Here is a 21,537-nt window from a genome sequence, read left to right as displayed (position 1 = left end):
ACCGAAGTGGACCAGTGATGGCCGACCTCTTGGAAGTATCCGCCGTGCCAGCCGCCGACATACGCGCCACAACGCGAAGTGCCCATGGACATCTGGCAATGGACCTCGATGTGACCGAGCAGGCAGTGCCCTTCGTCAGGACCGTCGTACGCGCCCACTTGAAGCTTTGGGGCCTGGACGATGTGACCGACGACGCGACCTTCGTGGTCACGGAACTGCTCACCAACGTCCTACGCCACGTACGTCCCGCCTTGCCCACCGGGGTGAGAAACGCTCAGCTGACGGTCACGTGTCTGCCCGGCGCACTGAACATCTGCGTGCGGGACTGCGATCCCGTACTGCCGAAGCCTGGTCACGCCGCCGATGAGGCCGAGCACGGTCGGGGCCTGCCTCTGGTCATGGCGTTCGCCGATGACTTCGGCTACTCCCCGATCAAGGTCGGTAAGGACGTATGGGCGACGTTCTTCATCACGAACTCCGACGGCGCTGCGAACCCAGCATTGAAGGCGTCATGAGAAGGTCAGACTCGGCTGAAGAGCCCACTAGCAGACCGACCGGACCGACGACGCCCCCTCCCGTGGTGCCGGTGCCTTCGCGTTGTCGGGATGAGGCGCTCCCGGCGTACACCACCATGTCGCCCATGGACGAACCGCCCTTGTCGGCGAGTGGCGGCTCGGCCTTCCTCGGCGGCTCCGCTGCAGGAGCCGCCGAGGAAGAGCGCCTTCCCCCGCTGCCTCCGCCTGTCGGCACTGCCCGCGAGAGGCGAGGGACCGCCCACCGTCACTTGGGCGACGCACTCAGGTGTGACCGCCGCCAGGACTTCGTTCCCGACGTGCTCCGCATTCGTCGTGGTGGTCGTTGGCGCAAGGTGGATCGGCGTAAGAACGCTGGTGAGTGGGGGAAGTTCGCGCATCGCGCCGAACTGCTCGTCTTCGACATCGATCACGGTGAGGAGGGTGGGCCGGGTATCGCTACAGGCGTGATCCCTTCAGCGCAGGACGCTGTCGGGCGTCTCTCCGCTCTTGGCCTGGCCCCCGGGATGACCGTCGTCGAGATCGGCTCGGACAACGGTTGGACGGCAGCGCTCTTGGACCATCACCTGCAGAACGGCTGGGTGGTCACGGTCGCGGACACCGAGCGCCTCGCCAACGCGGCGCGGCAGCCACTGGACCGCTATCCGAGGGTGCAGATAGTGAACACGTTGGCGGACCGGGCTCTGGGGCCTGCCAGATCGTTCGACCGCCTCCTCTCCCATCGTGCAGTCCAGCGTGTTCCGTGGGACTGGGTCCGCCGTGTTCGCCCAGGCGGCTGTCTGTGCCTACCGCTTCGTACCGGCCTTGAAGGCGCCAGCACGCTGCTCACCCTGCGAGTGGCAGGTAACGGCCGGTCAGCCAGTGGCCGTTTCGTGGCCGGACCGGCAACGCGGGCAGTGTGGCTGCGAGGCCAACGCCCCGACGCGGTAGTGACCGTCGAGCCTCATGAGCCTCCGCGGACCTCGGGGGCCTCAGGCTCGACGCGTACGCTTCTGCGGCCGGCGGCGCAGCTCTTCGCCGGCCTCCTCTATCCCGACCTTCGGATGCAGTCGGTTCGTGGCGCCGCGCAGTTGGAAGGCGAGGTAGCCGACCGTCTCCGAGTTCATGACGGTCAGACATCGCGGGCGGTGGTCTTCCTCTGCGGTCCTGGGAGTGTCTACGAGTGGGGGCCGCGTGATCTCGGCACCGTTCTGTTCGATGCGCTCGCTCGATGGCAGGCGGCGGGGGAGCCGGAGCCGCAGCAACTCGGCCTGACGGTCACAGAAACCGAACACAGGCTATGGGTGGGCGCGCCCGACGGCCCGTCTTGGGAACTGCCGGACATCCACATTCCCTCTGTCGGGACGCCGCATCATGCGATCTGACCACCCCCCTGCCAGCGCGTTCCGCGGCCGGTGTCCGAGCCGACGCCGTGCAGGCCCCCCTCCTGGTCCGAACGCTCCGAACGCTCACGAGGGGTGAATTCGGGGCGACAAGTACCCAGTCCTTGATCAGCCGTTCACCTGTATGTCGCACGGCATCTTGGCTGTCAGCCGGATGCCGTGGCCGCACCGCAAGAACCAAGTTCCCAACAGAAGTAGGTAATCGGATGACTCCTCCTGATGGCTCGGTTGTTCGCAATCCTGAGGCGCTCCGCGCGGACATGGTCCGTGCGCTCCTTGATCAGAACGCGATCGCGTCCGAGCCCGTCGTCGCCGCTTTCAGCGCGGTGCCGCGGCACCTGTTCGCCCCCGAAGCCCCTCTGGACCTCTCCTACGACCTCCACGGCATCGTGCCGGTCAAGAAGGACCAGAGCGGCTTCAACCTCAGCGTCATGTCCGCCGCCCACCTGCAGGGCGTGATGCTGGAGCAGGCCGATGTCCGCCCCGGTATGAAGGTTCTGGAGATCGGCTCGGGTGGCTACAACGCCGCGCTCCTCCAGGAACTCGTAGGTGGCGACGGAGCAGTCACGACCGTCGACATCGACCGCGATGTCGTCGACCGAGCGCGTCGGTGCCTGGACAACGCCGGGTACAGCCAGGTGCAGACGGTCCTCGCCGACGGCGAGGACGGTGTCCCTGACCGCGCCCCATACGACCGGATCATCGTCACCGTTGCCGCTTGGGACATCCCGCCCTCGTGGATCAGCCTGCTCACGGAGAAGGGCCGACTCGTCGTTCCGCTGGCCGTGCACGGTACGACCCGCTCTATCGCGTTCGACCGTGACGGCGCCGGTCTGGTCAGCGACTCCTATCGTCTGGCGCACTTCGTGCCCATGCAGGGCGAGGGTGCCGCCACAGAGGAACGGAAGGTGTTGCTCCGGGACGGCGTGGCGCTGAAGACCGACGAGGAGCACGTAGCGCTTGTTCCGGAAGCGCTGAACGAAGCCCTGGACGCTCCCAGGTTCACGCGCTGGTCGGGCGCTGCCTTCGACCTCCCCGATGAGCTGGATCTGTACCTCACGCTCAATCTGCCGAGCGTGGCGCGTCTGCACGCGTCCGAGGAGATCGTCGAGAGCGGACTCCTGGAGCCCTCGGCCCGGCTGGGTGTGGCAGCGCTGGTCAGCGAGGACAGCATCGCCTACCGCACGCGCCGGGTGAACGAGGACACCGAGGGCTTCGAGAGCGGTGTGGTGGCGCACGGCCCGCAGGCCGAAGTCCTGGCGGAGCAGTACACGGAACTGCTGCGGGACTGGGCGCGTAATCACCGGCGCCGGGGCGCGGCAGCGATCAGGTACCAGCCGGGGCCCGCCCCGTCCGCGTCGCCGCGGAATGCCGTGCGCAAGCGCCACGGCGTCCTGGTGGCGACCTGGCACTAAGCCTCCGGGGCCCACTCCTGGGCTCCGGGACCTGCACCATCTCAATGCCAAGGAGGCATGCATGACCGTTCAACTGGAGCACGTCTCTCCTCCCCCGGTCACCGACGAGACGACACCCGAGCTGGACCCCTTCGAACTGGACATCACCATCGTCGAAGGCGGGCCCAACGCCGACCACCTCATCCGACTGACGGATGACGGCTGTGGCCAGTCGTGCCAGTCCGCGTGCACGAGCTGCCCGTAGCAGCACCAGACCGGTTGATCTCGTTGCCCGGCCGCGCCCGTCTCGTGGGCGTGGTCGGGCACCGCATGGCCACAGGAGAGGTGGATGTACCGCTACGTTGACGCAGTTGTCGTACGAGCGGCTGTGCTGAGTTCCGATGCTCCGGCACTCTGGCCGGAGCTGACCGGTCCGTCCGCGAGCGCCGAGTCATGGCGGGCATGGTTGGAACAGGCCTGGCAGACAGCCGACTTCGCAGCTGCCGTCGCAGCCGCGAGCCCGGCCCTGGCGAGCCGAGTGCACGAGGTCTGCGTCGGCCGGCCCATGTCAGACGCTGCGGTCCGCCGCACGGTGGTTTCCGTGTTGCGCTACCTGTTGCGCGCCCGCTCACGCGCCACTCCGTTCGGTCTGTTCGCCGGGGTCGCTCCGGCGCACGTAGGGCCGGTTCCCGTGTTGCGCCGAGGAACCGACCACCATGTGACTGCCCGTCCCGACACGGCCCGGGCCATGGCCTTGGTTGACCAGTTCGAGGAACACAGCGCTGTCCGGCCGCATCTGATGCTGATCACTTCCAGCCTCGTCGTCGAGCGCGATGGCCATGCGCTGGTCGAGCACCGGCCCTGCGGCACACGTGACGCTGCTTCCGAGCAGGTGCAGCTACGGCTGACAGGGCCGGTCCGCACAGCCCTGGACGGGGCGCGGACTCCGATCTTGTGGGGCGACCTCGCCGAGAAGGTGTCGGCCGGTTTCCCGACCGCCTCGTCCGCCGCGGTCGAAAAGCTACTGGCGGGCCTGGTCAAGCAGCGATTCTTGGTGACCAGTATCCGGCCGGCCATGACGGCGACCGACCCGCTCGCTGCTGTCCGCGCACATGCCCGACTTCTCCCGCCCGATGAGACGGCGGAATTGCGCGAGGTCGACGAGCCGGTGCTCGACCTGCGGGCGGACTGGCGTCTGGTCGTACCGGAGACCGTGGCCGAGCAGGCGGCAGCGGCAGCCCGGGCGCTCACCCGACTGGCTCCCGATGGAGCGCTGCCCGGGTGGACCGGATGGCACAGGCGGTTCCTGGAACGGTACGGGCCGAGAGCAGTCGTGCCCGTCATGAAGGCCATCGACGCGCTCGGATACCCGCACGGCTACCTCGGGTCCCCTCACCCACCGGAGCCCGTGCCGCTGCCCGACCGGGACGAGCGGCTCGTCAGGCTCGCCCAAGTCGCCGGGATGCAGGGCCGTCTGGAAGTCGAACTCGACGACGCCGCGATCGAGGAACTAGCCACCACCGATCCCCATCACCCCGTGCAGCCGAGCACGGAGGTCACCGTCCGCATCGCCGCCGCAAGCGTTGAGGCCCTGGGGCAGGGCGAGTTCACCCTCCACGTCGAGGGGGTGGCACGTTCCGCCGGAACGACCACCGGCCGCTTCCTGGACCTCCTGGACGACGAGGACCGCCGCCGCATGACCGCCGTGTACGCCGGGCTGCCGGGGGTGCACGAAGGAGCGCTCGTCGCGCAGATCAGCTCCGCACCGCTGTCCGCACGGGCTGACTACGTCGCGCGTGCTCCTCAGGCGGCCGAGCTGGTGATCTCACTGGGCGACTATCACGGTTGTGACGTCCTGCTTCCCTTGACCGACCTCGCGGTGACCGCCGATGCCACACGGCTGCACCTAGTGTCCCTCTCCCGGCGGCGCCCGGTGCACACGCTGCTGCTGAGCGCTCTCAACCTGCACTCCCACGCCCATCCGCTCGCCCGTTTCCTTGCCGAGGCGCCCGTCGCGCTGACCGTCCCGTGTACCGGATTCGTGTGGGGCACCGCCGCTGGGCACCTGCCGTTCCTGCCCGCGCTGCGGTACGGGCGCGCGATCCTGTCACCGGCCCGCTGGATTCTCTCCCGGGACGACCTTCCCACTCCGTCGGCCCCCTGGCCGCAGTGGGACGAAGCCCTGACTCAGTGGTCACGCACCATGCATCTGCCCAAGCGGGTGTCCCTGAGCGAGGCCGACCAGCGTATGACTCTGGATCTGACCGTGCCCTCGCACCGAGCGCTCCTGCGTACCCACCTCGACCGCGACGGCTCGGTCACCCTGCGCCTGGCACCGACATCCGAGAGCCTGGGCTGGACCGGAGGTCACGCCCACGAGGTAGTGATCCCCTTCATCGCAGATCAGAAAATGCCCCCCGTCCCGAGTAGCACGAACCTGTTCGTCAACCGTGACCACGGCCACCTGCCCGGCTGCGACGATCACATCTACCTCCAGCTCCACGGACATCGTGACCGGCAGGACGCGATCCTGACCCGGCATCTGCCGTTCCTGCTGGAGGAACTGGGCGCCCCTCGCTCGTGGTTCATCCGCTACACGGGCTCCGACGACCATCTACGGCTGCGCATGACGTGTGCACCCGGCACTCTCGGATCGTCGATCGTGCACGTCGGCGAGTGGACGCAACAGCTCCGGCACAACGGCCTGATCACGCACGCCAGTCTGGAGACCTACCATCCGGAGACAACGCGGTTCGGCGGCCCCGGCGCGATCGACGCGGCCGAGCAGTACTTCGGCGCCGACTCCGCAGCCGTGCTGGCCCAACTCGCCATCCGTACCGGAAAGGCCGGCCTGGACAGCCGCGCGTTGACAGCCGCGAGCATGGTAGACATCGCCATCGGTCTGCTCGGCGACGACGACACGGCTATGCGCTGGCTCATCAAGCACACCCGCACCGCCCCGGCCGCTCCACCCCGCGCCGTCTACCACCAGGCCGTCGACCTCGTGCGCGTCGGCCCGCAGGACGTGAACGAGCGCATCGTCCCGACGTGGTCCGCACGCCGAGCGGCACTGGCCGACTACGCCCGCGCACTCACGGACGCCGTCGTGAACCCGCAGAGTCTGTTGCCGGACCTGCTGCACCTTCACCACATCCGGGTGCACGGTACGAGCCTTGCCGAGGAACGCCTGCATCTGCACCTGGCCCGAGCCGCCGCCCTGAGCTGGACGGCACGAGCACGGAGGACTCCTTGACCACCACAAGCCCCGTCCCTGCCGCTCTGTCGACCGCCGAGAAGCTGGCCTACGAACTGTCCGACCCGCACACGGTCTGGCGCGGGCGCCGGCCCGACGGGGTTCGCGCCTGGCCACAGTCGCTCGGCGGAGGAGCAGCCGGCATAGCTCTGCTGCACATAGAGCGTGCCCGGACCGGCCACGGAGACTGGAACACCGTGCACACCTGGCTGTCGGAAGCCGTGGCCGGCGACATCAGTGCCGCGGCCAACGCGAACCTGTTCCTGGGCGCCCCTGCCCTCGCGTTCGTCACGCACCGCGCGATCGGGACATCCAACCGCTACCGACGGGCCCTGGATCATCTGGACACGGCGACCGTCACGGTCACCCGCAGCCGTCTCGCCGAGGCCCACCAGCGCATCGACCGCACTGAGCGGCCGCCCATGAAGGAATTCGACCTGATCCAGGGCCTGACCGGACTCGGTGCCTACCATCTAAGCCGCCACCCCGGCCATGAGATCACCCGCGATGTCCTGTCCTATCTCGCCCGTCTGACCGAACCCCTGCCCGGCTCGGCCGGACTGCCGGCCTGGTGGATGGATGTCTCCCCCAGCGGATCACCGCATACCGACTACCCGGGCGGACACGGGAACTTCGGGCTCGCCCACGGCATCGGCTCCACCCTTTCCGTGCTGTCCCTGGCCCTACTGCGCGGCCTGGACGTGTCCGGCGCAGTCGAAGCGGTCGAACGGATCTGCGCCTGGACCGACCTCTGGCGTCAGGGTGACCTGGCGGCCCCTTGGTGGCCGGGCTACATCTCGGTGCAGCAAGCGACCGACAACCACATCCACAGCTCGCTGCGGCCTCGTCCCTCCTGGTGCTACGGGGTCAGCGGCACCGCCCGCGCCCAGCAGTTGGCAGGACTCGCTCTCCGTGAGCCAGCACGCGTGCGGGCCGCCGAGAACGCGATCCTCGCGGCCCTTCGCGACCCACTGCTACAGAACCGGCTCCCCCAGACCGGACTGTGCCACGGGATGGCCGGACTGTTGCACGCCGCGTGGCGGATGGCCGACGAGACAGGCAGCACCGAGATCACCGCGGAGCTGCCGCGTCTGACCGACCGCCTGATCACCGCACTCGATCAGGATTCACCTGACCCGGAACTCCTCGACGGAGCCGCCGGAGCGGCCCTCGCCCTGCACACCTACGCCACCGGCAGCGCGCCCGCACCGCACTGGGACACCTTCCTCGCCCTGGCCTGACACGGAGACCCGCCTCATGAACCCACCCTCCTGGCACCAGGCCAATGTGACCTTCCCGGACTGGCCGCACGCCGAGACCACCGCCGTGGCCCAGCTCGCCCCGCTCCTCTACGCCGCAGAGGTCGAAGGGGCACTCACCTCATGGTTCTTCATCCGCAAACGCCCCTGCTGGCGGGTTCGCTACCTGCCTGCCGTCCACGGGCAGCAGAACCCTTTGGGTCGCGGGCTCGACGCATTGGCCGCCGAGAGAGCCATCGCAACGTGGACAGAGATGATCTACGAACCCGAGGTCCACGCCTTCGGCGGCGAAGTAGCGATGGCTGGCGCGCACCGCCTCTTCCACCACGACAGCCGCCACGTCGTCGAGCTTCTCCGAGACAACGCCGACGGGCACCGAAGCGAGATATCCCTTGTGCTGTGCAGCCTCATGATGCGCTCCGCCGGACTCGACTGGTACGAGCAGGGCGACGTCTGGGCACGGGTGGGTGCCCACCGTGCACAGCCCGTCGGCGGCGACTCTGGCAGCCGAGATGGGCTGCACACCGCTGTGGAGCGGCTGATCTCCGTGCACGCAGAGCGCATGATGAGCACGGGTGCACCGCTGGCCCACGTCGCCGCGTGGGCCGGCGCCTACGTCGACGCCGGACGAGAACTGGCCCGCCTCGCGAACTCCGGACAGCTTCATCGGGGGCTGCGTGACGTCCTGGCCCACCACGTGATCTTCGCCTGGAACCGGATCGGCCTGTCCCACAACACCCAGGCCACTCTCGCCGCCGCCGCGAGAACCGTCGTCTTCGGCCCCGACCCGGCCACCGAGAGGAGCACCGGGCACCGTGTGGAAACTCCCTGACTCCCTGGCCCAGCGCTTCCCGCTCGTCGCCCGCCCCCGCCCCGCCTGCCGCCCCCTGCGTGAACGCGTACACGCGTTGGCCGAACTCGCCGAAACCTCAGTGAAGACGAGCAATCCGAGCACCGCCTCCGCGGTCTACAACCAGGCCGCGCTGATCGCCTCCGACATCGGCACCCCAGCCACCGCCCGCACGATGTGCATTCAACACGCCAACGCCTATCTGTACGCCGCCCCCCTGACTGCCGGAGCGGCAATCCGCGCTCTCGAACCCGTCGTCAACCTCGCGCGCCTTCAACTCCGGGCCGGGCAGACCGACGACGGCCACCGACGCCTCGTAACACTGTTCGACGCCGTCACCTCCGCAAGCCCGGTGCTGATCGAGAACATCGCCGTACCCGCGGACCTCGTCGCGAACTCCGCCGACCGCCGCGAAGTCCGCGCCTGGCTGTGGCGAGTCCTCATCGCCGACGGCACTCGCGCGTTGACCACCGCCGGTCGCTGGACCGAGGCACTCGCCCACGTCGAAAAACACGGCGGCGTCGGAAAGCGCATGCTCGACGGCCGTCAAGTCGCCGTCCTCACCGCCCTCACGAGCGGAAACAGCCGTGGAGCTAGCAGCCTCCTAGCCCACACCTTTCCAGGACAGAAATGGGAAGCCAACGTCACGGCCTGCCTCACCCTGCTCTGCCGGCGTGCATCGGTACGCCCCTGGCGGCGCCCTCTGCACGACTTGGTGGCCGCCTGCCTCGAACGCCCGAACCGGGACGATATGACTGTCTTCGACACAAGGCTCGGCCTCGCTGTACTGGACGTGATCGCTTCAGCCCAGGACCCCTTGGGCCGCCTCGTGGTTGCCGATCTGCACCGTCGGATGATGAAGACAACGAGCGGCTACGCCGCCCGGGAAGCCCTGACCCACCCCTTGTTCACGGCTCTGGCCACCGACCAGCAGACGTCAGACTGCCGCGCTCTCCTCCGGTCCTGCGCACTCGGCGCAGGGACTCTCCCTACCGAGCTGGCCGACCAACTGGCCGCCGCGCTCAGCGCGAGCGATCGCGTCATTCGCCAGAATGTGAACCGCCCCGCCCCATCCGACAGCAATAGGAAAGAACCGGGCATTCGGTTGGCGGTCCGTCACAGCAGCAAGCAGGCGTGAATACCGCTACACGAACCCTTACCGCTCTCTCGGCAACGCCGCCGCAATGCGACGAATCCAACTCCTCACCCTGCCAAACTCATTTCACAGAATCCCCTCCCCGAACCGCACATTCACCGCCCGATCACCTATACAATGGGTCACGACCGGAAACGGGCACCCGGGCGTCGCGGAAATGACGCAGGCCGACGTCATCACGTCCCCGGAGGTCATCTTGCCCACCCGTTTCCATTTCCGCTGGCACAGAATCAGCCCCGCTCTTCGAGCCGCAGGCACCTGTCCAGTGACGTATTTCGGTTAAGGTTCGGACTTTTCGGGTTCTGCGACCTCCGTCAGCGCTGCCACTAGAACGCGACACAATAAGAGATTTCCCCACCGTCTCCGATTAAGAATCCGCAAGGGTCTATACCTCTGGGGCCTGTGGGTGCCCGCTGCCCCTTTTCCCTCTCGCAACGACTCCATCACCCCGACCGCAGTGACATGCACCTGACCTGATCTACGGAGCAACGCATGCTGATTCCTGACCTGTTGGCAGCAGCCCTGGCCACAGGAGCGTCCACGGCCGTGGTGACGGTGCCATGGTTGGTGTGCGTCCGCCGGCGGGCCGTGCGGGCGGAGGAGACCCAGCGGACGGCGTTCGCTGTTCATGAGCGACAGGTGCGGTCGGTTTTCGCGGAGATGCGTCATCTGGTGACAGCCCGGTTGCCGGGTCTGGTCACACATCTGACTCATCCCCATGTGCCGGTCCCGTCGTTGGCTCAGGACGTGTTCCGTGGAACGGAGCTGGACGGACTGCACCGGAAGGTTCTGGATCTGGTGTCCTCGGCTGTGTACGAGGAGCGGATACGGGTCGATCTCGCGGCCCAGAGCGTGATCCGGTGGACGGCGCAGTCTGCTCGGGCGCATTCGATCCGGATGCAGGAGCTGCTGGAGGAGTTGCAGCAGCTGGTCCACGACCCTGACGTGCAGCAACGTGTCCTCGCGTTGGACAGGTTGAACGAGTTCACGCGGCGGCGCTGGCAGGCCGCGGGCATCGTGTGCGGTGACACTCCGGGACTGACCCGCCAGGACACACATCTGTCGGACATCGTGAAGGCGGCGCAGTCGCGGGTCGAGGGCTTCGAGCTCATCGAGACCGTCAACTGCTTCGCTCCGGAGCGTGATTTCGGGATCACGGGCGCGGCGGCGGAGCCGGTCATCATCGTCCTGGCCGAGCTGCACGCGAACGCGTCGTTCTACTCATCCGGCACCGTCCCGGTCCATGTCGAGATCCACGAGACGCCCTCGGGTGCGGCGGTGATCATCGACGATGCCGGCGTGGGTCTGCACGAGGACGACCGGCGATTCGCGGAGCGGATGCTATCGGGCCGCACTGTGCTGCTGACCGAGCTGGGAGACCCGGTCCGGCTGGGCCTGGCCGCCGTCGGCCGGCTCGTCGAGGAATACCCGCTGCGGGTCACGTTCGCGGTGTCTCAGTACGGCGGGGTCCGGGCCGTACTCGACATCGGCAGAGACCTGTTGGTCGCCATGGGCCCGGCCGCGCGCCCGTCGGTGATCTCCCCGATCCCAGTGGGCCGCCGAACGGTGTCGGAGCTGACCCCGGAAGCGGTGACGGGCAGCTCCGCCCCGACCACTGCAGCGGAGCTGCCTCGGCGACGCCGACAGCAGCCGGACCGCCTCCGCCCCTCCAGTTCCTCGCCCGAGGAGGGCCCGACGGCAGCGCGTGATGCCGAGGAGACCAGAAGCCGCTACGCGAGCCTGCAGCGCGGCACCGCTCGGGGACGGACCAAGTCCGCTCCGACCACGACCACGACAGAAGAAGGGACCACCCGATGAAGGCATCGGTGCAGAAGGATCAGAGCGGCTGGGCGGAACGGCTGCTGGGCGTCCCCGGTGTGCGTTCGGCCTTATTCTTCACCGACGACGGGCTGTCGGCCGGTGGTTCGTCCAACCTGCCCAGTGCCGCTCAGGCGGGCACCGCCGCGATGGGCAGCGGCCTGCTCAGCACCGCACTGGCCACCGTGCGGGCGGTCACCGGGCAGCCGGACGAGGCCACTGTCCCTCTGTCGCAGATCACGGTGGAGGTCGCCGGTCAGTTCCTGATCGTGATGGCGGCCGGGAACCACACCAATCTGGCCGTGTGGACCGAACCGAAGGCGGACATCGGCAACGTCGCCTTCGAGATGGTCAACCTCATCGGTCGCCTCGGCGAGAAAGCCTTCGACGCCCCGGCCCGGGAGGGGCGATGACGCAGTCCCGGCGCGGGCCGCGGACTGTACCCGCGTATGTGGCGACCAGCCGTCACAGCATGCCGCGCCGTAACACGTTCGGGCAGCTGACCCGTCTCAAGCGGTGCGGCGGCTACGAGCCCGCCGGACTGGACCCGCCGCAGACGCATCTGCTCCAGCTGCTCGCCGGCGGATCGCTGACCGTCGTCGAGGTCTCCGCACACCTGCGGCTGACCGTCCACGCCGTGTGCGTGGTGGCCTCCAGTCTGGTGAACGAGGGCCTGGTAGAGGCCCGCGCCCCCATCCCGGAGGCGGAAGAAGTCGATATCACGCTGTTGGAGAGGGTGCTCGTTGGACTCCAGAGGGACAGGTTCAGCTGAAGGGCTGCCCGGCAGTCCGGCGTACGTGGAAGACCGGGTGCGCTTCCTGGTGAAGTTCGTCGTGGCCGGTGGGCTGGGCGTGGGGAAGACCACGCTGATCCGGACGGTGTCGGAGATCACGGCGCGCAGTACGGAGGCGGTGATGACTGCTTCCGGTGCCGCCACGGACAGTCTCGCGCTCACGCTGCAGAAGTCGACCACCACGGTGGCGTTGGACTTCGGACGGCGCACCATCGACGACGAGACGATCCTGTACCTCTTCGGTGCCCCGGGGCAGTCCCGCTTCATCACCCCGCTGTGGCCCGGACTCTCCCACCGCGCCCAGGGTGTGCTGGTCCTGGTCGACCTGCGCCGATTAGCGGACTCCCATCCCTTCCTCGATCTGATCGAGCGGGCCGGGCTGCCGTACGTGGTGGCGGTCAACCTCTTCCCCGACACCCCCACGATCGCCGAGCGGGACCTGCGAGACGTCCTGGATCTCGCGGAGGCAACACCGCTGGTGTTCTGCAACGCCCTGGACCGCGACTCCGCCCTCGACGCCCTGATCGCCCTGGTCGCTCACTCGCTGACCCGAGCCCGCCTGGACCCCGCCTCATGACCGCGTCCCCGTATCTGCCCCACGCCTATCGCCTGTACGAGCCCGGCTTCGCCCAGGACCCGCACGCCTACTACGCGCACATGCGCACCCACTTCGGCGATGTCGCGCCGGTCGAGATCAGTCCCGGGGTGTTCGGGTACCTGGTCATCGGTTACCGGACGGCGCTGCAGTTGCTGCACGACACCGAGCTGTGGTCCAAGGACTCCACCGTGTGGGCGAGTCATTTGCCGCAGGACTCCCCGATCCTGGGCATGCTGGGCCCCCGGCCGAACCCGCTCTTCGCCGACGGCGCCCGGCACGCCGGCTACCGGCAGGTCATCACCGACTCCTTCAGCCGGATCGAACCCCACCATCTGCGCGACCTCGTCCGCGAGATCGCCGGCCATCTGATCGGCCGCTTCGCAGGCAAGGGGAGGGCCGATCTCATCACCGAGTTCGCCCGGCCCATCCCTTCCTACGTGATGAACCGGCTGTTCGGGCAGCCCGACAACACCGCTCCCCGGCTGGTGACCGCCCTGGCCGGCCTCATCGAGGGCGGCGACGGAGCCGCCGAGGCCAACGCGGAGTTCGAGACGTACATGGGCCAACTCCTCGCACGGAAGACGGCCCAGCGCGGTCACGACCTCACCTCCTGGATGCTGGATCACCCCGCAGGGCTGAGCCCGGAGGAAGTGCTGCACCACGTGGTGCTCACGGTGGGCGCCGGGCAGGAACCCACCACCAACCTGATCGCGAACGCCCTAGCGATCATGCTGTCCGACGACCGGTACTACTCCAGCGTCACCAACGGCGCGCTCACCCCGCTCCACGCGGTCCAGCGTGTTCTGCGCGAGGAGCCGCCGATGGCGAACTACGCGGCGCACTACCCCCGCCGCAATGTGCGGATCCAGCACCTGAGCATCCCCGCCCACTGCTTGGTCATGGTCTCCTTCGCCGCAGCCAACGCCGACCCCCACGGCGCCGGCGCCCCGCTGTCGGGCGGCGGCGCCCACCTCGCCTGGTCCGCCGGCCCGCACGCCTGCCCGGTCAAGGACCCGGCGGTCCTGATCGCCATGACCGCGATCGAGGAGATCACCCGCCGCCTGCCCGACCTGGAACTCGACGGCCGCCGCGAGGACCTCCAGCGGCGCATCGGACCGTTCCACACCGCCTACCGCCACATCCCCGCAACGTTCACCCCCGTGACCGCCCTTCCCACAAGAGGAGACCGAGCATGGCCCGGCAACCCGTTCCGTACGTCATCGACCCCGCCGGCCGCGACATCGCCGGCGAAGCCGCCCGCCTGCGCGCCCTCGGCCCGCTGGTCCGAGTAGAGCTGCCCGGTGGCATACCGGCCTGGGCGATCACCCGCCACACGGTGCTCAAGGAACTGCTCCTGGACGACCGGGTCAGCAAGGACCCCCGCCGGCACTGGAACCTGTGGACGTCGGGATGGATCGAGGCCAACCCCGAGGCCCACTGGATCTACAACTGGACCGGCGTCACCAACATGTTCACCGCCTACGGCCCGGACCACCGTCGGTTGCGCAACCTCGTCGCCCCCGCCTTCACCGGCCGCCGCACCATCGACATGATCCCTCGGATCGAGCAGATCACCACCGGCCTCCTCGACGCCCTGGCCGCTCACGCCGACACCGCACCCCACCGTCCGGTAGATCTGCGCGCCCAATTCGCCTATCCGCTACCCCTCCGGGTGATCTCCGAGCTGTTCGACCTGACCAACGACGAGCGCGCCGAGGCATCCCACTTCGTCGACATGATCCTGGACACCACCACGCCGCCCGAGGCCGCAGGCCACGTCCTGGACCACACCCGCCAGGTGATGGCCCGGCTGATCGCACGCAAGCGAACCCAACCCGGTGATGACCTGACCAGCGCGCTGATCGCCGCCCGCGACCAGGACGACCAACTCGGCGAACAGGAACTCGTCGACACCCACATCCTCACCCTGGGCGCCGGCTTCGAGACCACCGTCAACCTGATCGGCAACGCGATCGCCGCCCTCCTCGACCATCCCGACCAACTCGAACTCCTGCTCAACGGCGCCGTCGCCTGGAAGCACGCCGTCGAGGAAGTCCTGCGCTGGGCACCGCCCATCACCTCCCTGCCGCTGCGCTTCGCCGCCGAGGACATCGAACTCGGCGAGGAGACGATCACACAGGGCGAAGCCATCCTCACCACCTTCGGCACCGCCGGCTGGGACCCCGACACCCACGGCCCACACGCCCACCGCTTCGACATCACGCGCCAGCCCAGCAGACACCTCGCCTTCGGCCACGGAGTCCACCACTGTCTCGGAGCGCCCCTCGCCCGCGCCGAAGCCATCATCGCGCTCCCCGCCCTGTTCACGCGCTTCCCCGACCTCCACCTCGCCACACCAGCAGTCGAGTTGATGCCCTATCCATCCTTCATCTCCCACGGCCACTCATCGCTCCCCGCCCTGCTCACCCCCGCCTCGGCCTTCCCCGGCGCCGCGTAGAAACCCGACCGGCGAAGGGCCATCGCCGCCCGCCCCGTCCCTGCCCCTCTGCCCGTTCGGACCGACCCATGAGCATCCTCATCTCGCCTCCTCCCCCGACTGCCGCCGATCCCGCCTCTGCTGAACTCCCGCTGACCAGCAGGGTCTTCAAGAACGCATGGGCACGGCAGCCCAGGCCAGCCGTCCTGCCGGCCGGAGACACGTTTGACGCCGTACGCGTCGCCCAGCACCACGGCCAACTGGTTCTGAACCGGCTGTGTAAGTTCACCCGCCTGCCCGTCGGCGCAGTCCTCGCCGACGGCGCCGTGTGGTGGTTCTTCATCCCGCCCCACTTCGACGAAACTCCCTGGCCCCCAACCACCCGCTACCTGAGCACCGGCAGCTTCATCGTCGTTCCGCCCCCGGAGCACACCCGTGCCGCCGGATACAGCCTTGGCTGGATCCAACACGGCAGCCCCGGAAGGGAGTTCACCTCCCCGCTCCTGCTCCGCCTTGTCCTCGAAGCCCTCACCGACTGACGCGCGCCCTCAACCCACGGCCATGCCCCGCCGGACAGGCCTTGCCCTTCCAATGGAACCGGCACGGCCTGTTCGTCCGGGCCCGTCCGTTCAGGAAGGAATCTTGACCGTCGTGCCAGCACCGCCCCCCAGCCCGAGCACGCTGACCACGCACACTCACGCGGGCGGGGCCGGGACCTCCCCGTGGTTCACGCACCCGTCCACCGCCAGGATCGACAACGCCCTCACGGGCGGCCATGACCACTACGAGGCCGACCGTGAACTCGCGGCTGGCCTCCTGGACGCGGCGCCGTGGCTTGCCGACATGGTGACGATCAACAAACGGCATCGCCACCACGCCGTAACCGCCCTCGCGCAGGACCTAGGCATCGCCCAGTTCCTGGACCTGGGCTGCGGGCTGCCCTCCAGCTGGAGCCGGGAGCACGGCCGCCACGACCCCGCGCTGACCCACGAAGCCGCGAAAGCCGTCCACGCCGACGCCCGGATCGTCTACCTCGACAACGACCCCATGGTCTGCGGCTACACCCGCATCGCTCTCACAGCAGCAGCGAGACCGGCGTGGTCCAAGCCGACCTCCGCCGGATCGACCAGGTCCTCGACCACCCGGGACTCAGCCTCCTCGACCCCAGTCAGCCGATCGCCGTGCTGGTCCACGACGTCCTGCCCTGGCTGAGCACCACTGCCGCGACCCGGACCATGACCGCTCTGCACGAGTGGCTCCCCGCGGGCAGCGCCCTGTCCGTCACCCACGCCACCGCGGACATGGAGCCCGCAACGATGTGGATCCCTGCGCGCCAGGTACGCCGACGCCGGCATCGCCTACCAACCACGGTCACGGGAGCAGATCCAGGCCGTGCTGACCGCGTGGAACCCAGCACCCGGGGACTTCGTCCCGACCGCCTTGTGGCGAGCCGACGGCATCCGCCGAATGCCCTCCGGGGAACACTCCCACGCCTACGCCGCCATCCTCACCACACCACAGCCGGCCCCCGCCCATCGCCCTGCAGCCCGCACGAATGGGCAACACCCCACGGCCAAAGCCGAATCCGACGGCTTTGGACCGGTACCTGCCTGAACCACATCTGATCGTCTCCTCATGCCCGCGCCCGGCCCGCCTGTGCTCAGCCGGAGCCTGCTCGGACGGCGCCGAAGCACTGGTTCGTCACAGCCGGGCGCCGTGTACTGCCCTCCTCGTTCAGAAGGAAGAACCACCTATGAAACGGTGTGCCGTCAGCCACAACCGCCTCCTCGCGTGGGCGGCGGTCCTGCTGATGCTCGCGAGTCTGCCCTCCCTCGCCAGGGCGGCATCGCGACTCGACGCACACGACGGTGCGAGCTGGCTGCCCGGCGGCTTCGCCGACTGGGTCCAGTTCGGCGCGGCGCTGACCGCCTCATCACTGCTCGCCGCCATGCTCGCCGCCCGCACCGCCGACCACGAAGGAGGCACACGGCGAAGGCGACTCATCCAGCGCTGCACGGTGGCCGCGTGCAGTCTGATCTGGCTCTACACCGCGACGCCAGCCTCCAGCCCGTTGGCCCGGCACCTGGGAACGGCCGTGTACGGAGTCGTCCTGGCGTGGCTCGCCATCGAAGTGTGCCGGGCCAACAGTGCTCCCCTGCGCAGCGGGTTCGACCTCACCGGCCGTGAACAGCGCCTCCGTACCTGGAGGATCACCTCCTGGGCCTACTTGATGTGCGTCGCCGGGGGCTTCCTCGTCACCATGGGCGGCCGTCTCCTGAGTGCCGCCGGTTTCGACGACGCTCCGATCGCGGGACTCGACCAGCGCTCTGCCCTCGAACTCAACGGTCCGGCCGAAGGCGTGCTCGTCTTCATCGCCACGGCGGCCATCGAGGACGTGGTGATCGTGGCCGCCACAGCCACCCTGCTGGCCAAGGCCCAACGGCCCACCTGGCTCATCTACACCGTCATCTGCCCCATCGAGGTTGCCCTTCACTCCTACCTGGGCATCCCCGCCCTCGTCTTCGCCGTCCTGGCCGCCGGCCGCATCTGGCTGTACCGCCGATACGAAAGCTTCCTCCCCCTGGCCGTCGCCCACCTCGTCTTCAACCTCTCCGTCCTGCTCTTCTGGGTCGCCCCGCACCGCATTACGGCATCGATCGGCATGGCACTCGCATTCGCGGCTGTCCACGGATCCATACCCCGCCGGGCCGGTAAAGCAGAAGCGGCCGCGTGATCGAAGTCGAACTCCCGGCCCAGACCGCGCCATCCAGAAAACGCAGAAACGTCAGCAGTAGAACAGACAGCCGCTGGACTATTTCGGAAATCGTGCCAAGGTCCCGGACGGTGGGCGACGTTCGGAAATGGGTCGCAGCCGACATGAAGAAGAAATACAAAGCAGGCTGACATTCTGCAGGAATCCAAAATGAGCTTGCGCTCTCGTAGAAGAGGGCGCAGATCAACGACGCTCAACTGAACGCAAGTCAGAGACTCGGTTGCCGTCCCGCCGGACAGAGCCTGCTGCCCTTCCGGAGATCCGGCGCGGCCCGCCGTCCAGACCTGTCCGCGGAGGAAGGGGAAAATTATGAGGAAGAGCCGGATCATCCGGGTTGCGAGCTGCAATTTCGAACGCAACGGCGCCGGTGACTACGACACGTGGCTGACCATGCACCAGCGGCTGGCCTCGTTACGGCCGGCCGTTCTGTGCCGCCAGGAGAATCCCGGCCACGGTCGTTGCGGAGCCGAGCGCACCCTCTTCAACGAGTCCCAGCGCATCCTCGGCCTCAGCGGCGAACTCGGCCCCGGGCTCGGAGCCACCGCCCTGTACTACGACCCGGAGTTCTTCCAGCAGATCACCGTATGGAACACCCAGTGGCCGGCCTGGCTGCTACACCCCGTCGCGATGACCCTGCGGCTGCGCGGCACCGAGAACACCGACGTGGTCGCGGCCTGCAGCCACCTGTCCTACAACTCGCCGTCTCTGCGGGCCATCCAGGCACAGGACGTCACGCGCTTCGCCGACCGCGTCGAGACCTACCAGACCGACGTCGGGCCTGTGCAGCGGAAGCTGCCCGTCCTCGCGATCGGTCAGGACGGCAACAGCTACGCCGATCCCTCGCGGCTCGTTCCCGGCGAGAATCCCGTGCCGGAACTGGACCAGATCATCGATCCGCAGCACCGGGCGCACCGCAGCTACGAGATCGCCCCCGACCGGCGGGTGATGGACTCTCTTCCGGACCGGACCCTGCTGACCGCGGAACTTGAGGACGCCGCCCGGCACGCCGCGCTCCTGCCCGGCGGACCGGGCCTGCGGGCGGTTGCACCGACCGTGGACGCCTCCCCGAGCCACGGACCGGCCCACCGCGTCGACCGCATCTACACCAGCCGCATACTCCTGCCCGCCGTGACCAACGCCGAAGTCATCGACATGAAGGGGCTCTCCGACCATCACACGGTCATGGTCACCTTCGACCGCGACACGATCGTCGACATCCACCGCGAGCGCCTCGCGTCCGTGGCCTGACCCCCATCAACCAGCTTCCGTCCTGCTGGGTTCTCCTCGCTGGACGCGGTCCAGCCGCTCCCGCCGATCCTCACGCCCCGCCCCATCACGTCCCACGTCGCCTCGCCAAGGCACCCGTCCGAACGTCAAGGATCATGAAGAAAACCGAATCCCAGATGAGTCTGCGCCAGAAGCAGATCCTCACCTTCATCTCCGCATGGGCCGCCAGCCACGGATACCCGCCCACCCTGCGCGAGATCGGCAACGCGGTCGGGCTCAGCAGCACATCCTCCGTCGAATACCACCTGAAAGTCCTGGAAGAGCAGGGATTCCTCACACGCGACCCGGCACGCCCGCGCACCTACCGAGTCGTGACCCACTCCGAACCCCCGCCCCCGGCCGCTCCCGTGTGCCCCGTACTCACTCCCAACCAGCCCGAGGAGGCGTCCGGAAAGGTGTACGTCCTGCAGATCATGCTCGGCCCCGAACTGGGACACGCACTCCTCAACGGCGCCCAACTGACCGTGGCACAGCAACACGACAACGACCCCGGCACCCCGTCCGTGGACAACGCCACCCTCCTCGGCCGCGTCGTCGGCCTCACCCACCCCCTCTAGCATCCCGTCGTCTGAACTCCTCCCGGGCTGGCCGCCCAGCACGACGAGATCGAGCGCCTACGCGCACAAGTCGCCGAGGGCTCACCTGCGTGCTGTGCCGAAGGCAGTCCATGAGGCAGACCCCCGGACCTGCGCCCTCATCCTGCCCGCATAGGCAGATTGCCCCGTGGGTAGCGTCATGCGGAGGACCGAACATGCCCTCAATGAGACGGAAAGGTAGGGGAGTTGAGCTTGCTGAAGGTCGTGACTGCCTTCCGAGCGACGGCGGGTGGCCCGGAACTCTTCAAGGCGACCGGATGAACTCCCCGCTCCGGCCGGAACAGCTGCGCGGCCTGATCACCGACGTGCTGGAGACCGGCACCAGTTGGCACACACTGCCCGGGGTATGCCGTCGGCTCGGCCTGGAGGCCCCCGACGCCAAGGACTGGAACGGCGGCGGCAAAGCCAAGTATGTACGGGCGCTCCTGGAGGACTATGGGCTCGCCGAGCTGGTTGATCTGGCTCGGAGGGTCGCCGAACAACTCGGCAGCGAACGGCTGGAGGAGGAGCTGGCGCAGTTGGGGCCCCGCGGGGCCTCCGGAGAGTTCCGCAACCTCATCTTCGCCGGGACTGGCCCCAAGCCGGAGATGGTGCTCGACGACTCGGTGGGCAACTACCTGGAGATCACGGCGCATGCCGAGCACTGGCTCTTCTACGACCGGCCCCTCACCAACCAGGGCCTGGCGTGGCGGAACATGCTCGACTGGTGGCCGACCACCAGCGCCTTCGCCAGCATCGCGAGTGAGGTGGACGCAAGCGATCCGGCCGCGCCGGGCCGCACCCTCTACAAGCGTCTCTTCGCCTCCGTCCCTGCCACCTCGCCTCCCGCCCAGATGCTGTTCAAGACCTATTGCTCCCGCTGCGGGCGGCCGGACGGTCCTGACCAGCCGGCACTCCTTCCCGAAGTGCACCTGCACTACGACCCCTACACACGGCGCGAGCGGGGCGGGCGAGGACCGTTGAACCGCGAGCGCATGGACTTCCTGCTCCTGCTCCCCAACCGCGTCCGGATCGTCATCGAGGTCGACGGAAAGCACCACTACGCCCGTCCGCAAGCCCCGCCGGCGGGGCAGGAAAAATGGACGGCGGCGCCGGACCTCTACTCCCACATGGTCGCGGAGGATCGCGCCTTGCGGCTCAAGGGCTACGAGGTCTACCGGTTCGGCGGCTACGAGCTGATGCAGTCCGGAGCCGAGGACACGGTGAGCACGTTCTTCGATCGCCTTCTGGCCGACCTCGACACCCCCTCGCCTCCGGTAGCGCACTGACCAGTGAGGATGCGGGACGGTTCGGGCCAGCATCCTTATAGACGCAGGTCCCTTACGTGATCAAGATCTGTCCGGATTCATCCGGTGAGGCCGAGGGCGGTCAGGGATCTGCGGCCGTGGCGGGCCTCTGATCCAGTCCG

The 21,537-nt window shown here is 68.3% G+C and carries 19 protein-coding genes and 1 pseudogene; all 20 read left to right on the top strand.

Annotated elements, in window-relative coordinates; translation table 11 throughout:
• Positions 1 to 17: 17 nt before the first annotated feature.
• The 20 genes and pseudogenes from ACZ7MG_RS01580 (at position 18) to ACZ7MG_RS01485 (ending at position 21,397) form a co-directional block, all read left to right on the top strand.
• On the top strand, positions 18 to 515 hold the full coding sequence (locus tag ACZ7MG_RS01580) for an ATP-binding protein (protein ID WP_471386042.1): 498 nt from the start codon (positions 18 to 20) through the stop codon (positions 513 to 515).
• A gap of 125 nt (positions 516 to 640) precedes the next feature.
• Positions 641 to 1,897, top strand: a complete 1,257-nt coding sequence (locus ACZ7MG_RS01575; protein WP_471386043.1) for a protein-L-isoaspartate O-methyltransferase family protein — start codon at positions 641 to 643, stop codon at positions 1,895 to 1,897.
• A 224-nt stretch (positions 1,898 to 2,121) separates the two neighbouring features.
• Positions 2,122 to 3,330, top strand: coding sequence for a methyltransferase, FxLD system (gene fxlM / locus ACZ7MG_RS01570; RefSeq protein WP_471386045.1), 1,209 nt, complete (start codon positions 2,122 to 2,124; stop codon positions 3,328 to 3,330).
• 61 nt (positions 3,331 to 3,391) lie between these two features.
• Entirely contained in the window at positions 3,392 to 3,574 is a 183-nt protein-coding gene (locus tag ACZ7MG_RS01565) for an FxLD family lanthipeptide (protein WP_471386047.1), read from the top strand.
• A gap of 84 nt (positions 3,575 to 3,658) precedes the next feature.
• Positions 3,659 to 6,562 carry a lantibiotic dehydratase gene (locus ACZ7MG_RS01560; protein WP_471386048.1) on the top strand — a complete coding sequence of 968 codons (2,904 nt, stop codon included), beginning with the start codon at positions 3,659 to 3,661 and terminating at the stop codon, positions 6,560 to 6,562.
• Positions 6,559 to 7,803, top strand: a complete 1,245-nt coding sequence (locus tag ACZ7MG_RS01555; RefSeq protein ID WP_471386050.1) for a lanthionine synthetase C family protein — start codon at positions 6,559 to 6,561, stop codon at positions 7,801 to 7,803. The genes ACZ7MG_RS01560 and ACZ7MG_RS01555 overlap by 4 nt, the downstream gene beginning before the upstream one ends.
• 16 nt (positions 7,804 to 7,819) lie before the next feature.
• A complete protein-coding gene (locus ACZ7MG_RS01550; protein WP_471386052.1) occupies positions 7,820 to 8,653 on the top strand; it encodes a thiopeptide-type bacteriocin biosynthesis protein in 834 nt (277 codons plus the stop codon).
• A complete protein-coding gene (locus tag ACZ7MG_RS01545) occupies positions 8,637 to 9,809 on the top strand; it encodes a hypothetical protein (RefSeq protein ID WP_471386054.1) in 1,173 nt (390 codons plus the stop codon). The genes ACZ7MG_RS01550 and ACZ7MG_RS01545 overlap by 17 nt, the downstream gene beginning before the upstream one ends.
• A gap of 510 nt (positions 9,810 to 10,319) precedes the next feature.
• Positions 10,320 to 11,645 (top strand): histidine kinase, encoded by a 1,326-nt coding sequence (locus tag ACZ7MG_RS01540; protein WP_471386055.1) that lies wholly within the window; start codon positions 10,320 to 10,322, stop codon positions 11,643 to 11,645.
• Positions 11,642 to 12,058, top strand: coding sequence for a roadblock/LC7 domain-containing protein (locus ACZ7MG_RS01535; protein WP_471386057.1), 417 nt, complete (start codon positions 11,642 to 11,644; stop codon positions 12,056 to 12,058). The genes ACZ7MG_RS01540 and ACZ7MG_RS01535 overlap by 4 nt, the downstream gene beginning before the upstream one ends.
• 59 nt (positions 12,059 to 12,117) lie before the next feature.
• Positions 12,118 to 12,417, top strand: a complete 300-nt coding sequence (locus ACZ7MG_RS01530) for a DUF742 domain-containing protein (protein ID WP_471386059.1) — start codon at positions 12,118 to 12,120, stop codon at positions 12,415 to 12,417.
• Positions 12,389 to 13,015, top strand: coding sequence for a GTP-binding protein (locus ACZ7MG_RS01525; RefSeq protein WP_471386061.1), 627 nt, complete (start codon positions 12,389 to 12,391; stop codon positions 13,013 to 13,015). The genes ACZ7MG_RS01530 and ACZ7MG_RS01525 overlap by 29 nt, the downstream gene beginning before the upstream one ends.
• Positions 13,012 to 14,328: a cytochrome P450 gene (locus ACZ7MG_RS01520; RefSeq protein WP_471386062.1), complete on the top strand. Its 1,317-nt coding sequence runs from the start codon at positions 13,012 to 13,014 to the stop codon at positions 14,326 to 14,328. The genes ACZ7MG_RS01525 and ACZ7MG_RS01520 overlap by 4 nt, the downstream gene beginning before the upstream one ends.
• Positions 14,229 to 15,494, top strand: a complete 1,266-nt coding sequence (locus ACZ7MG_RS01515; protein ID WP_471386064.1) for a cytochrome P450 family protein — start codon at positions 14,229 to 14,231, stop codon at positions 15,492 to 15,494. Before ACZ7MG_RS01520 ends, ACZ7MG_RS01515 begins: the two co-directional genes overlap by 100 nt.
• 68 nt (positions 15,495 to 15,562) lie before the next feature.
• The gene (locus ACZ7MG_RS01510; protein ID WP_471386066.1) at positions 15,563 to 16,012 is read left to right on the top strand and encodes a hypothetical protein; all 450 of its coding nucleotides are present in this window, start codon (positions 15,563 to 15,565) and stop codon (positions 16,010 to 16,012) included.
• A gap of 22 nt (positions 16,013 to 16,034) precedes the next feature.
• Positions 16,035 to 17,098 (top strand): annotated as a pseudogene (locus ACZ7MG_RS01505) (SAM-dependent methyltransferase).
• A gap of 128 nt (positions 17,099 to 17,226) precedes the next feature.
• On the top strand, positions 17,227 to 18,207 hold the full coding sequence (locus ACZ7MG_RS01500; RefSeq protein WP_471386068.1) for a hypothetical protein: 981 nt from the start codon (positions 17,227 to 17,229) through the stop codon (positions 18,205 to 18,207).
• 348 nt (positions 18,208 to 18,555) lie between these two features.
• The gene (locus ACZ7MG_RS01495; RefSeq protein WP_471386070.1) at positions 18,556 to 19,494 is read left to right on the top strand and encodes a hypothetical protein; all 939 of its coding nucleotides are present in this window, start codon (positions 18,556 to 18,558) and stop codon (positions 19,492 to 19,494) included.
• Positions 19,495 to 19,628: 134 nt separating this feature from the next.
• Complete coding sequence (locus ACZ7MG_RS01490) at positions 19,629 to 20,090, top strand: LexA family protein (protein WP_471386071.1); 462 nt, start codon at positions 19,629 to 19,631, stop codon at positions 20,088 to 20,090.
• Between the two features lie 296 nt (positions 20,091 to 20,386).
• The gene (locus ACZ7MG_RS01485) at positions 20,387 to 21,397 is read left to right on the top strand and encodes a hypothetical protein (protein ID WP_471386073.1); all 1,011 of its coding nucleotides are present in this window, start codon (positions 20,387 to 20,389) and stop codon (positions 21,395 to 21,397) included.
• The last annotated feature ends 140 nt before the right edge of the window (positions 21,398 to 21,537 follow it).

The organism is Streptomyces sp. NPDC107538 (genome assembly GCF_055657445.1).
The sequence above is the reverse complement of the archived record's forward strand: the minus strand, read 5'-3'. Positions and strand labels throughout refer to the sequence as shown.